This is a genomic window from Prevotella sp. E13-17 (genome assembly GCF_022024035.1).
In the GTDB taxonomy this organism is placed as follows: domain Bacteria; phylum Bacteroidota; class Bacteroidia; order Bacteroidales; family Bacteroidaceae; genus Prevotella.
Genome location: NZ_CP091787.1, coordinates 1,444,831 through 1,457,437, shown reverse-complemented (window position 1 = coordinate 1,457,437; position 12,607 = coordinate 1,444,831). Strand labels below are relative to the sequence as shown.

Sequence of the window (12,607 nt, the reverse complement as noted above, 5' to 3'; positions counted from 1 at the left end):
CCGCTACATGGAAGAACTTGACTTAGACAATAAGGAGTGGCAAGATGCCCTTCAAATCATCAACTATACCCGGTGCTCACTTTTTCTCACGGGAAAAGCGGGCACCGGTAAATCTACATTTCTGCGTTACGTAGCCAAGCATACAAAGAAAAAGAATGTCATCTTGGCACCTACGGGCATTGCGGCTATCAATGCCGGTGGCTCTACATTGCACAGTTTCTTCAAGCTGCCGTTTCATCCACTACTCCCCAACGATACCAGATATGACCGGCGGCACATCAAAGAAACTCTGAAATACACGAGTGAACAAAGAAAACTGATTCGTGAGGTAGAACTTATCATCATCGATGAGATATCAATGGTACGTGCAGACATTATTGACTTCATCGACAAAGTGCTGCGTATCTACACCCGGAACAACGAGCCATTTGGCGGTAAGCAACTTCTGCTCGTAGGCGACATCTATCAGCTGGAACCCGTACTCAAGGAGGAAGAACGCCAACTGATGTATCCTTTCTATCCTTCTGCATACTTCTTCAATGCTAAGGTATGGCAGAACATTCAACTCGTAAGCATCGAACTTATCAAGGTCTATAGGCAGAAAGACAGTCACTTCATTGCCATGCTCGACCGCATAAGGCAAAATCAGACCACGAGGCAAGACCTGACTGCGCTTAACGCCAGAGTCAGATATACCGAAGGCGAAGCTGCAGACCAAGACCACAGCCTGTCCATCACACTGGCCACACGCAGAGACACTGTTGACTATATCAACGAACAACACCTCAACAAACTTGAAGGCCTGCCAAGCGTGTTCTATGGCAACATCAAAGGAGACTTCCCTGAATCATCACTCCCAACCCCCATGGAACTGCAAGTCAAGCTGGGCGCACAAATCATCTTTATCAAAAACGACAAAGAGAAACGTTGGGTCAACGGCACACTTGGCATCATCACAGGTATCGACGAGGAGACGGGGATCATCAGCATTGCCGACGAAGAAGGCCATGAGTTCGACGTAGAGCGCGAAGTATGGGAGAACATGCGCTATACTTTCAATGAGAAGGAGCAGAAGATTGAAGAACAACTGCTGGGCACCTACGAACAGTTTCCTATCCGACTGGCATGGGCCATCACCGTCCATAAGAGTCAGGGACTCACCTTCAACAAAGTGTCTATTGACTTCACCGGCGGAGCCTTCGCTGGAGGGCAGACCTATGTAGCCCTGTCGCGATGCACCTCACTACAAGGCATCTCACTGGTGGCACCTATTCGTCAACAAGACATCTTCGTAAGAGCCGAAGTCGTACAGTTTGCCCGACAGTACAACAATCAGGCACTCATCAATCAAGCTCTGCAAGCAGGCAAGGCCGACCGAGAATACCGCGATGCCATCCAAGCATTCGATCATGGCGATTTCAAGCGATTTCTGGAAAACTTCTTCAAAGCTATCCACTGCCGCTACGACATTGAGAAGCCTACTGCACAGCGCTACATACGACACAAATTACAAATCATCAACAAACAGAAAGCAGAAATAACTACACTCAAAGCCCAACTTGATGCCCAACAAAGCATCTTAAGACGCTTAGCTGCAGAATATACGCTATTAGGTAAAGAGTGCGAGCAGGAGCACATGACAGAGGCCGCCATTCGCAATTACCAGAAAGCTTTAGAACTCTATCCAGAGTGCGGAGATGCCAAACGCAGACTCAAAAAGTTAAATAAAAACAAGAAATAAGCTATTATTTACGACTTATAAACATAAATCAAGAGATTGTGTTCCCACACAATAAAAAAATTAAAAAATAATTAAAGAAAAGTTTGGAAGGTTCAAAAAAAAAACATACCTTTGTCAACGTTATCCTGAAAACAATCTTTTTACCTTAAAAGAGCTAATACCTATTGAAGATAAAGCGATTGGCTGTGAAGCCCATCGCTTTCGCTTTATATAAGGATTTTAAGTTAAATAATACTAATACTAATAAAAAATATCAATCACACACCTTGAATAATGGAATAAAAGCAGTACCTTTGCACCCCGAAAGAGTCCGTGGAGGCTGGGTGAAGTGTGTACGAACGTACACCGCCTTGCGGAAAAACCCCTATTTACAAATAAAACATCATGTACGCAATTGTAGAAATTCAGGGTCAGCAGTTCAAGGCTGAGGAGGGCAAAAAGCTCTTCGTACATCACATCAAGGATGTAGAGGCAGGCAAGACTGTTGAATTTGACAAAGTGCTGCTCGTAGATGCCGACGGCGCTGTCAAGGTTGGCGCACCCACCGTAGAAGGTGCAAAGGTAGTAGTAGAAGTAGTGAACCCGCTCGTAAAGGGCGACAAAGTCATCGTTTTCAAGATGAAGCGCCGCAAGGACTTCCGTAAGAAGAACGGTCACCGCGAACAGTTCACAGAAGTAGTAATCAAGCAGGTAGTCGCTTAAAACGTAGGAGGAACAGAAAATGGCACATAAAAAAGGTGTAGGTAGTTCTAAGAACGGTCGCGAGAGTGCTGCTCAGCGACTTGGCGTTAAGATCTGGGGTGGCCAGAAAGTAGAAGCAGGCAACATTATCGTTCGCCAGCGCGGTACAAAGCACAATCCCGGTAACGGTGTTGGTATTGGTAAAGACGATACTCTGTACGCTCTCATTGATGGAACAGTAAACTTCCACAAGGGCAAGCGCGACAAGAGCGTTGTTTCAGTAATTCCAACAGCTGAAGCTTAACCAACTTACAAACAAAACACTTATTCCAAACAAACAATAGAGCCCTGCCTTTCGGCAGGGCTTCTACTTTATATAAGCTTTAGAGTTTTGGGGCTCAGTTGCAAAGCACACTCTATAGTTTCACCTTCTTCTTTGCAACCTTACTCTCATTTTGCATGCGGTCAAGAGCTGTCACCACATAGGTATATGCCTGATGGCCCTGTTTGTAAGGCAGCTTATAGAATGTATTCGACGTAATCGTCACAATCTTTGAAGGATCGTTGATATTCAACTTCTCTCCCTTAGCAAAACAATACACCACATACTTTGTGGCCACATCCCCCCACTGTTTGCCCTTTGGAGCAGTCCAAAACAGCACATAGCCATCCTGAGTCCACACGGGCTTCACCTTACGAGGTTTGCCTGGAGCCTTCTTATCCAAGAAAGGCATCTCGGGCTGCAGTGCAGGATAACGCCAATAATTCTGGCGCAACTGTGTAGCATAGTTGCCTGTATTATCTACTGCAGCTTTTGCATACCACAACACCGTTCCCTTCACGTTGCGCATCTGCTGATGCAGACGTTGCTTGGCTGGCTGTTGATTCTGCTGAGGATGACTGGGATCGGCATGTTTGACGGTTCTTTCTATATCCTCGCCAATAAACAAGGGACGTCCAGCAGCATACTGATTCCACCAACGAATCAAAGTGTCATAGTCAGCAGCGCGGTTTCCTATTTCCCAATATATCTGAGGAACACAATAATCCAGCCAACCATTATTAATCCACAGCAACACATCGGCATAAAGGTCATCATAGTTTTGCAGACCATTTGTATTACTACCGATAGCGGCATTCTTCTTATTACGATAGATACCGAATGGCGAAATACCGACCTTCACCCAAGGCTTCGTTTCGTGAACGGTCTCATAGAACTGTTTGATAAACAGGTTCACGTTATATCTGCGCCAATCTCCTCTATCCGCAATACCATTAGAATACAGACGATGCTGGGCTTCATCAGGGATTACCTGACCAGGAGCAGGATAAGGATAGAAATAGTCGTCCATATGAATACCATCGATGTCATAGCGCGAAACGATATCCTTAGCGACCAGACAGATGAAGTCACGGTTCTCAGGGATGCCAGGATTCAAGATTTTCAATCCATCATAGTCAAAACAGCGCTCAGGATGCTGAACAGCCACATGGCTCGAAGCCAACGCCATAGTACCCTTAGTCTTTGCACGATAGGGATTGATCCATGCGTGCAGTTCCATGCCACGTGCGTGACACTGGTCGATCATCCACTGCAGAGGGTCCCAATAAGGACTTGGGGCCTTGCCCTGCTGTCCGGTGAGGAATCGGCTCCAAGGCTCTAACTTACTGGGATAGAGTGCATCACACTCTGGACGTACCTGGAAGATGATTGCATTCACACCATCTTTCTGCAACTCATCTAACTGATACCTCAAGGTCTCTTGCATCTTCTTAGTGCCCATACCTTGAAACTGTCCGTTGACACATTGTATCCACGCACCACGGAATTCCCTTTTCTGTTGTGCATTTGCCGCAGATGTCAGCAGCAAAGCAAGTAGTAATAGTATGTTTCTCATTTTAAAAATTGATAAATATCCTGTGTCCAGTCTGCCCCATTCTCAGGACAGAACGTATTAATGCCTATCTGACTGGCTGCTGCCACATTGCGAGGACCATCATCAAGAAACAAGCATTCTTCTGGTGATATATGCTCAGCCATCAACAACCGAGTGAATATTTCGGGGTTAGGCTTCATCAGTTTCATACGGTAACTGAGATACATATTGTCGAAATAGTAATCCACGCTATGGCCGCGTCCGTCAAACTTGTCCGACCCCACCCACTCCATCATATATGGATTGGTATTGGACAAGAGCAGCAGACGATAGCCCTCCTGACGCAGACGAGTCAAAGTCTCTAGATTACGAACAGGCAATTCCTTGGCATACCCCTGCCAAGCATAAGCACATTGCTCATGAGTCACCTCATGCCCCACCAGTTTAGAAAATTCTTTTCTGAACATCTCAGCATCTATCTTTCCACCTTCCAGATCTCCAAAGATTCCTTCCTGTGTATAAGCATTCAGTCGCTGTTCTGCATCTTTCAGTCCCAACGCCTCAAATCGCCTTACAGACTGCGATTGATCCAAGGTGATAATGACACCTCCGAGATCAAAAATAATGTTTCGTATCATTCAAACAAATTGGGTTTATGACGACGTGCCTCCTCTAAAGATAGCAGCTGCTGTCGCTCGTTATTATACTGTTCGCGCATGTGTTCATACTCTTCGTTCAACTCTGTTGAATAAGTCTCAGTCTCTTTCATCAGTCGTTGCGCAACAATAGGATTTTGAGAGGCATCCTTCAACCATACCACAGGGCCGCCATAGACCGGTGCTATCTTTAGTGCCACATGCAGTTCACTCGTAGTCGCACCACCAATCATGATGGGTATGTCAAGCCCTGCCTCACGCAGTTCTTTGGCAACATTCACCATTTCTTCAAGACTTGGGGTTATGAGACCAGAGAGACCAATCATATCCACCTGTTCATCTATCGCCTTTTGTACAATCTGGTCGGCAGGCACCATCACTCCCAGGTCTATCACTTCATAGCCATTGCAGGCCATGATAACACTCACAATATTCTTGCCTATATCGTGTACGTCGCCCTTTACTGTGGCCAAAAGCACCTTTCCTGTTTTTGTCGAATTGCCTTGCTTTCCAGAATCAATAAATGGTTGCAGTATTTCCACCGCCTGCTTCATGGTTCTTGCCGTCTTGACAACCTGAGGCAAGAACATCTTACCCTCACCAAAGCGGCGCCCCACCTCGTTCATGCCCGCCATCAAAGGACCCTCGATGATGTCCACAGCACGAGGATACTTTCCGACAGCCTCTTGCAAGTCGGCTGCTAAGGTCTCGTTGGTACCACGAATCAATGCGTCTTGCAATCGTTCCTCCACACTACGCTGTTCCAAGACGGTTGCCTGCATCTTTTCGTTGCCTTGTACAACGTCTTTATTGACTACATATTCCGAGTTCAACAAGCGCTCTGCAGCATCCTGACGTCGGTTCAGAACCACATCCTCCAAAAGCTCAAGCAGCTCTTTTGGAATATCATTATAAGTTACTTTTGTAGAAGGATTTACAATACCGAAGTCCATACCCACATGAACACCATGATAGAGGAACACCGCATGCATGGCCTCACGGATATAGTTATTACCACGAAACGAGAACGAAAGATTGCTCACGCCACCACTAACATGGGCACCAGGCAAGTTCTTCTTAATCCATTCTGCCGCACGAATAAAGTCGAGCGCATAAGCATTATGTTCCTCTATACCGGTGGCAACAGCCAACACATTAGGATCGAAGATAATATCTTGTGGAGCAAAAGCCAACTTCTCTGTCATCAGTCGATAGGCTCTCTCGGCAATCTCAATTCGACGTTCATAGGTTGTGGCCTGCCCCTTCTCATCGAAACACATCACAACGACAGCAGCACCCATGCGCTTTACATCGGCAGCATGACGCAAGAACACCTCCTCGCCTTCTTTCAGCGATATACTGTTCACGATACTTTTGCCCTGCACACATTTCAAACCAGCCATGATGACTTCCCATTTACTGGAGTCGATCATCACCGGCACTCGAGCAATCTCTGGTTCTGAGGCTATCAGATTGAGAAACATCACCATCTCAGCCTTTGCATCCAACAGGGCATCATCCATATTGATGTCCAGTACCATAGCACCATCATCCACCTGCTTACGCGCTATCTGCAGCGCTTCCTCATAGTTCTTTTCTTTAATCAACCGCAGAAACTTACGCGAGCCAGCCACATTACAGCGCTCGCCCACATTAGTAAAGGCCATAGGCTCAAGCAAGTCGAGTCCAGAAAGCTGTATTTGAGCTGACTTCTGGGCTGGCCGGCGAGGTGTCTTTCCCTTCGTCAAGGGTACATATTCACGTATAAAATCAGGTGTCGTACCACAACAGCCACCCACGATGTTCACCAGCTGCTCGTTGATAAACTCGGCAATCTGAGGAGCCATCGACGCAGGCGTCTCGTCGTAGAGTCCTAAAGAGTTTGGCAGTCCCGCATTAGGATAAGCACTCACATAATAGGGAGCCCTGCGTGCCAGTTCCTTAAGATATGGCTTCATCTGGCGGGCACCAAACGAGCAGTTCAGTCCGATGCTGAAGATAGGATAAGAAGACACCGAAGCCATAAAGGCATCCAATGTTTGTCCGCTCAATGTGCGACCAGCTGCATCGCTAACTGTCACAGAGAGCATAATGGGGATATCACGATTGCCACGTACCTGAACTGCAGCATCAATGGCGACCTTTGCATTCAGCGAGTCGAAGATGGTCTCAATAAGCAACAGATCCACCCCACCCTCTATCAGTCCTTCTATCTGTTCAGTATAAGCGTCGAACAGTTCATCGTACGTTAATTCACGACGTGCGGGATCCGACACGTCTGGCGACATAGAACAAGTCTTGTTGGTGGGACCTACAGAACCAGCTACGAAGCGTGGCCTCTCTGGCGTAGAGAATGCATCGGCACACTGACGAGCCAGTCGGGCACCAGCCATATTTATCTCTTTTGCATATGATTGCAGATGATAGTCGCTTTGCGAGATACGTTGCGCATTAAACGTGTTGGTGGTGATAATATCAGCCCCCGCCTCAAGGTATCTCCGATGAATATCGGCTATCACGTCAGGACGTGTCAGGCAAAGTACATCATTGTTGCCTTTCAGCTGTCCCTCAATATTCTGAAAACGCTCACCTCTATAGTCTTTCTCGTCAAGTCCATACTCCTGGACAACGGTTCCCATAGCACCGTCGAGCACGAGTATTCGTTTAGTAATTTCGTTGTGTATCATTTATAAACCTTCATTGCGCGATCCATTTCGCGTCTGTCTTCTTTTTCCTTTAGCGTTTGACGTTTGTCATAGGCTTTCTTACCCTTACACAAAGCCAGATCCATCTTGGCGCGCCCATTCTCGTCGATAAACACCAACGTAGGCACTATCGTGTAGCCGGTCTGTTTGGTAGCACTCTCCAGTCGGCTAATCTCACGACGTGTCAGCAACAACTTCCGATCGCGCTTCTGTTCGTGGTTATTATACGAGCCATAAAAGTAAGGACTGACAGACATTCCTTTCACCCACATTTCACCGTGAATAATCGTACAATAGGTGTCCACCAGACTGGCCTTTCCTGCTCTTATCGACTTAATCTCTGTGCCTGTCAGCACAATGCCAGCCGTAAACTCCTCAATAAAGAAGTATTCGAAAGCCGCTTTTTTATTTTTAATTTGTACGGGACTCTTTTTGCGGAGCTCCTGTTCTTGCTTATTCATTCTACCGTTGCGAATTTCTCAATGTTCTCATCTACATAGTGGGCAATCTGCTCTGTCCACATCTCTTCGTTTTCAACAAACATATCATCGTAGTCGTCGAACTGCGGATACTGCTCGAACAGTGCCATAAATTCCTCGTCGGTACAGTCTGCTTCTAATGCCTCACGATTTTCGAGCCACAAGGTGTGTACCTCGTAAAGCATCTTCGACAAGTCACGCATGTGCCACATTTTATTAAGCGCCTTGGCAAAAGGATTCTTAAAGATGAAAGGACCATAGCCGTTATGTATTAACTGCACAAAGCCGCCATCCATCACTTCCTGATGCAAAGTGTCCCAACACAGCAGAGTCATTTGGTCGGCATTCAATTCCTGAATAGCTTCGGCACTTGGCTCACCACCAACGGCTTCACGTAATGCATCAATGAAGACCTGCAAAAAAGCATCCATTCCCTCAAGAGCAGCATTGCTCAAATCGGCATCTTTTACGATAATCTGTTTCATAGTGCAAAGGTAATATATATTTTCGGAACCACCAAATTTTTTCAAAAGGCTAAAAGCAAAGAGAAGCGTTGAGTATCAAAAGGAACAGCCTAACAGAATGAAACGTGGAAAGAAGAATACACATCCCTATATTTAACACAAGTACGGCAGCGAACCGATATTGTTAAAATAAACAATAAGTCGCAAAAAACACAGGAATATATTTGGCTAATTTAAAAGAATGTTGTAATTTTACACCCAAATTGAGAAACCTACAACAGATTTAATATAATTAAAACCCAAAACCAATGAAAGCATTAAAAGCTAGTTTGTTCGGACTCGGCGCATCAATGGCGCTCGTGTTTTGTGCATGTAGTGGCAGCCAAGAAGCTGCAAATCTGACCGTTTCGGGCCTCAACCCCGAAAAGTTCGACACCGTTATCAATGAGAAACCCGTGAAGCTCTACACCCTCGTCAACGAGAATGGCGTAGAGGCATGCATCACCAATTTTGGTGCTCGCATCGTTTCGCTGATGGTTCCCGATCGTGACGGCAAGCTCACCGACGTAGTCTTGGGCTACGACAACATTGCCCAGTATGCCGATGCCAAAAACTTCGGCAGCGACTTCGGTGCATCTATTGGCCGCTACGCCAACCGTATTAAGAATGGTCAGTTCTGCATTGGCGACTCAACCATTCAGTTACCCCAGAACAATTTCGGACATTGCTTGCACGGTGGTCCCACCGGATGGCAGTATCAGATTTTTGATGCCGAGCAGATTGACTCTACGACATTGAAACTCACGCTCGTCAGCCCCGATGGCGACAACAATTTCCCCGGAGAGGTTAAAGCCACCGTTACCTATACGCTGACCAGCGATAATGCTATTGACATCAAGATGGAGGCAGAAACCGACCAGCCCACCATCGTCAACATGACCAACCACTCATATTTCAACTTGAACGGCGACCCCACCAAGCCCGCTATGGACATGGAACTCTACATCAATGCCGACAAGTTCACACCCGCTGACTCTACATTCATGCCCACAGGCGAGATTTGTGAGGTAGCCGGCACACCTATGGACTTCCGCACAGCTCATGCCATTCAGGACTCTCTGCGCATGGACTTCGAGCAAGTGAAGTTTGGTAATGGTTTCGACCACAACTGGATTCTGAATACCTATAAAGATGGTAAGGGCGACGACACTCAGGTAGCTGCTTCGCTCTACTCTCCCAAGACAGGCATTCTGCTCGAGGCATTCACCAACGAGCCCGGTATGCAGGTTTACACTGGTAACTTCCAGGGTATCAATGGCGAGCAGGACAAGGTTCGCAAGGGCGGACTGAAGTACCCCCAGCGTCCTTCAGTATGTCTTGAGAGCCAGAAGTACCCCAACTCACCCAACCATCCCGAGTGGCCAAGTCCATTCCTGAATCCTGGTGAGAAGTACTACAGTCACTTGGTATTCAAGTTCTCTGTGAAATAAGGGAGTCTCGAAAAACTACAAACAAACTAACTACAATAATTACTAATACAACTATGAATTGGAGTTCTCATGAATTTATATGGCTCGACTGGACCATTCTTGCCGTCGGCCTTTTAGGAGTAGTGGCAGCCGTATGGTATGCCATCTGGAAAGATAAGAAAGCGCAGCAGGGTGAAGACTCATCTGCCTACCTTTTTGGTAAGGGCGAACCTTGGTACGTAATCGGTATGGCAATCTTTGCTGCCAACATCGGTTCTGAGCACCTTGTAGGCCTGGCTGGTACTGGCGCAAAAGATGGTGTAGGTATGGCCCACTGGGAAATGCAGGGGTGGATGATCCTGATTCTCGGATGGCTGTTCGTTCCCTTCTACCAGTTGCTAATCAACAAGATGGGTAAGATTATCACCATGCCCGACTTCCTGAAGTTCCGCTACACCCAGCGCACAGGTTCATGGCTCAGCATTATCACCCTTGTGGCCTACGTACTGACAAAGGTTTCAGTCACAGCCTTCACTGGTGGTATCTTCTTCAAATTCTTGTTAGGCATTCCTTTCTGGTATGGTGCCATTGGTTTGATTGTCATCACAGCTGTGTTCACCGTGTTTGGTGGCATGAAGGGTGTGATGACCCTCTCAACCATCCAGACCCCCATTCTTATCATTGGTTCATTCCTGGTGCTCTTCCTCGGATTGTCAGCACTGGGCGATGGCAGCATCGTTACCGGTTGGGAAAACATGATGGCTGCATGTAATGCCGCTCACGATGGTTTCGGAACCACACACATGTTCCACACAGATCCAGGCGACCCCATGTATCCGCAGTTCCCTGGTTACGTAGTCTTCCTTGGTGCCTCTATCATTGGTTTCTGGTACTGGTGTACCGACCAGCACATCGTACAGCGTGTATTGGGTCAGGTGCCTGGCGAGGACAATGCAGAGGTTATCAAGCGTGCCCGTCGTGGAACTATCGCAGCAGGTTTCTTCAAAATCCTACCTTGCTTCATGTTCCTCATCCCTGGTATGATTGCCTATGCACTCTCGCAGAATCCCGATAGCGGTATCGTGATGGACATCACCAACCACGAGTCAACCGACGGAGCATTTGCCATGATGGTGAAGAACATCTTGCCCGCAGGTGTAAAAGGTATCGTAACCATCGGTTTCGTATGCGCCCTTGTTGCATCACTGGCAGCCTTCTTCAACAGCTGTGCCACCCTCTTCACCGAGGACTTCTATAAGCCTATGAAGAAAGGTATGAGCGAGGCTCATTACGTATTCGTTGGTCGTATGGCTACAGTTGTTGTCGTGCTGCTGGGTCTGGCATGGATGCCTATCATGATGAACATGGGTAACCTTTATTCTTATCTGCAGGACATCCAGTCGCTGATTGCACCAGCTATGGTGGCCGTGTTCACGCTGGGTATCTTCTCTAAGAAGATCACACCTAAGGCAGGTGAGTGGGGTTTGATTGGCGGCTTCCTCATCGGTATGCTGCGCCTTGTCACCAACGTCATCACTGATTCTGGTAAGGCCGTGATGGATGGAGCTTTGTGGGAGAACACAGCTTGGTTCTGGCAGACCAACTGGCTTATCTTCGAGTGTTGGCTGCTGGTATTCATCATCCTGTTGATGGTGGTAGTCAGCTGCTTCACACCTGCTCCCTCTAAGGCACAGGTTGATGCCATCACATTCTCGTCAGACTTCAAGAAGTCTATCAAAGAGAGTTGGGGGGCATGGGATATCATCGGCACACTGGTTGTTATCGGCCTCTGCGCTTGTTTCTACGTATATTTCTGGTAATAAAAGAAGATTATAATGACATTCTATCAAGAACATGCTAAAGCATGGGTGTCAGTTGACTGCATCATCTTTGGTTTCGAGAATGGCAAACTGAAAATACTCATCGGTCGTCGTAAGATGGACCCAGGTCGTGGCGAATGGAGCCTCTACGGAGGCTTCGTCGGCCCCGACGAGAGTATCGATGAAAGTGCAACCAACACGCTGTACGAGCTGACAGGACTCAACAAACTATATATGCGGCAGGTGGGCGCCTTTGGTGCTGTTGACCGCGATCCCGGTGAGCGCGTCATATCGATTGCCTACTACGCACTTATCAACGTCAAGGACTACGACGAGAAACTCCGTTTGGAACATGGCGTTGAATGGGTTGACATCAACGAGTTGCCACATTTGTATTCCGACCACAACGAGATGGTGGATAAGGCCCTCCGCATGATGCGGCAGAAGATTAAGACAGAGCCCATCAGTTTCCGTCTGCTTCCCCCACTCTTCACGCTCACACAGTTGCAAAAGCTCTATGAGGCCGTGCTGGGCGAAGAGATTGACAAGCGCAACTTCCGAAAACGAGTCAAGGAAATGGATTTCATAGAGAAGACCGAACTCATCGATAAAGTGACTTCCAAACGCGGAGCGGCCCTTTATCGGTTCAACAAAAAAGCATACTCGGAAGACCCGAACTTCAAACTATAACAAACAGAGGTTTTTCTCATTTAAA

At 47.2% G+C, this 12,607-nt stretch carries 11 protein-coding genes; 6 read left to right on the top strand and 5 right to left on the bottom strand.

Annotation, left to right across the window (positions count from 1 at the left end; all coding sequences use genetic code 11):
• Positions 1–7 precede the first annotated feature (7 nt).
• From L6472_RS05520 to rpmA, 3 genes are all read left to right on the top strand, one after another.
• Complete coding sequence (locus L6472_RS05520; protein ID WP_237807650.1) at positions 8–1,741, top strand: ATP-dependent RecD-like DNA helicase; 1,734 nt, start codon at positions 8–10, stop codon at positions 1,739–1,741.
• A gap of 384 nt (positions 1,742–2,125) precedes the next feature.
• Positions 2,126–2,443 (top strand): 50S ribosomal protein L21, encoded by a 318-nt coding sequence (gene rplU / locus L6472_RS05515; protein WP_237807649.1) that lies wholly within the window; start codon positions 2,126–2,128, stop codon positions 2,441–2,443.
• 19 nt (positions 2,444–2,462) lie between these two features.
• Positions 2,463–2,726, top strand: coding sequence for a 50S ribosomal protein L27 (gene rpmA / locus L6472_RS05510; RefSeq protein ID WP_237807648.1), 264 nt, complete (start codon positions 2,463–2,465; stop codon positions 2,724–2,726).
• Positions 2,727–2,838: 112 nt separating this feature from the next.
• Here rpmA and L6472_RS05505 read toward each other — a convergent pair whose 3' ends face one another.
• Genes L6472_RS05505 through L6472_RS05485 form a run of 5 tightly spaced genes read right to left on the bottom strand, consistent with a single transcriptional unit; the run spans position 2,839 to position 8,624 of the window.
• Positions 2,839–4,320 (bottom strand): glycoside hydrolase family 10 protein, encoded by a 1,482-nt coding sequence (locus tag L6472_RS05505; RefSeq protein WP_237807647.1) that lies wholly within the window; start codon positions 4,318–4,320, stop codon positions 2,839–2,841.
• Positions 4,317–4,937, bottom strand: a complete 621-nt coding sequence (locus L6472_RS05500; RefSeq protein WP_237807646.1) for an HAD family phosphatase — start codon at positions 4,935–4,937, stop codon at positions 4,317–4,319. Before L6472_RS05500 ends, L6472_RS05505 begins: the two co-directional genes overlap by 4 nt.
• Positions 4,934–7,642, bottom strand: coding sequence for a methionine synthase (gene metH, locus L6472_RS05495; RefSeq protein WP_237807645.1), 2,709 nt, complete (start codon positions 7,640–7,642; stop codon positions 4,934–4,936). The genes L6472_RS05500 and metH overlap by 4 nt, the downstream gene beginning before the upstream one ends.
• Positions 7,639–8,121: an SsrA-binding protein SmpB gene (gene smpB, locus L6472_RS05490; RefSeq protein WP_237807644.1), complete on the bottom strand. Its 483-nt coding sequence runs from the start codon at positions 8,119–8,121 to the stop codon at positions 7,639–7,641. Before smpB ends, metH begins: the two co-directional genes overlap by 4 nt.
• The gene (locus L6472_RS05485) at positions 8,118–8,624 is read right to left on the bottom strand and encodes a DMP19 family protein (protein WP_237807642.1); all 507 of its coding nucleotides are present in this window, start codon (positions 8,622–8,624) and stop codon (positions 8,118–8,120) included. The genes smpB and L6472_RS05485 overlap by 4 nt, the downstream gene beginning before the upstream one ends.
• A 287-nt stretch (positions 8,625–8,911) precedes the next feature.
• On the opposite strand from L6472_RS05485, the gene L6472_RS05480 reads away from it, so the two are divergent.
• Genes L6472_RS05480 through L6472_RS05470 form a run of 3 tightly spaced genes read left to right on the top strand, consistent with a single transcriptional unit; the run spans position 8,912 to position 12,582 of the window.
• Positions 8,912–10,093, top strand: coding sequence for an aldose epimerase family protein (locus L6472_RS05480; protein ID WP_237807640.1), 1,182 nt, complete (start codon positions 8,912–8,914; stop codon positions 10,091–10,093).
• Positions 10,094–10,146: 53 nt separating this feature from the next.
• Positions 10,147–11,892 (top strand): sodium:solute symporter, encoded by a 1,746-nt coding sequence (locus L6472_RS05475; RefSeq protein ID WP_237807638.1) that lies wholly within the window; start codon positions 10,147–10,149, stop codon positions 11,890–11,892.
• A 15-nt stretch (positions 11,893–11,907) separates the two neighbouring features.
• Positions 11,908–12,582, top strand: a complete 675-nt coding sequence (locus tag L6472_RS05470; RefSeq protein WP_237807637.1) for an NUDIX domain-containing protein — start codon at positions 11,908–11,910, stop codon at positions 12,580–12,582.
• The last annotated feature ends 25 nt before the right edge of the window (positions 12,583–12,607 follow it).

Excerpts from the sequence above, each read along its gene's own strand:
- L6472_RS05520 (WP_237807650.1), top strand. The coding sequence starts at position 8 with ATGGAAGAACTTGACTTAGACAATAAGGAGTGGCAAGATGCCCTTCAA.
- rplU (WP_237807649.1), top strand. The coding sequence starts at position 2,126 with ATGTACGCAATTGTAGAAATTCAGGGTCAGCAGTTCAAGGCTGAGGAG.
- rpmA (WP_237807648.1), top strand. The coding sequence starts at position 2,463 with ATGGCACATAAAAAAGGTGTAGGTAGTTCTAAGAACGGTCGCGAGAGT.
- L6472_RS05505 (WP_237807647.1), bottom strand. The coding sequence starts at position 4,320 with ATGAGAAACATACTATTACTACTTGCTTTGCTGCTGACATCTGCGGCA.
- L6472_RS05500 (WP_237807646.1), bottom strand. The coding sequence starts at position 4,937 with ATGATACGAAACATTATTTTTGATCTCGGAGGTGTCATTATCACCTTG.
- metH (WP_237807645.1), bottom strand. The coding sequence starts at position 7,642 with ATGATACACAACGAAATTACTAAACGAATACTCGTGCTCGACGGTGCT.
- smpB (WP_237807644.1), bottom strand. The coding sequence starts at position 8,121 with ATGAATAAGCAAGAACAGGAGCTCCGCAAAAAGAGTCCCGTACAAATT.
- L6472_RS05485 (WP_237807642.1), bottom strand. The coding sequence starts at position 8,624 with ATGAAACAGATTATCGTAAAAGATGCCGATTTGAGCAATGCTGCTCTT.
- L6472_RS05480 (WP_237807640.1), top strand. The coding sequence starts at position 8,912 with ATGAAAGCATTAAAAGCTAGTTTGTTCGGACTCGGCGCATCAATGGCG.
- L6472_RS05475 (WP_237807638.1), top strand. The coding sequence starts at position 10,147 with ATGAATTGGAGTTCTCATGAATTTATATGGCTCGACTGGACCATTCTT.
- L6472_RS05470 (WP_237807637.1), top strand. The coding sequence starts at position 11,908 with ATGACATTCTATCAAGAACATGCTAAAGCATGGGTGTCAGTTGACTGC.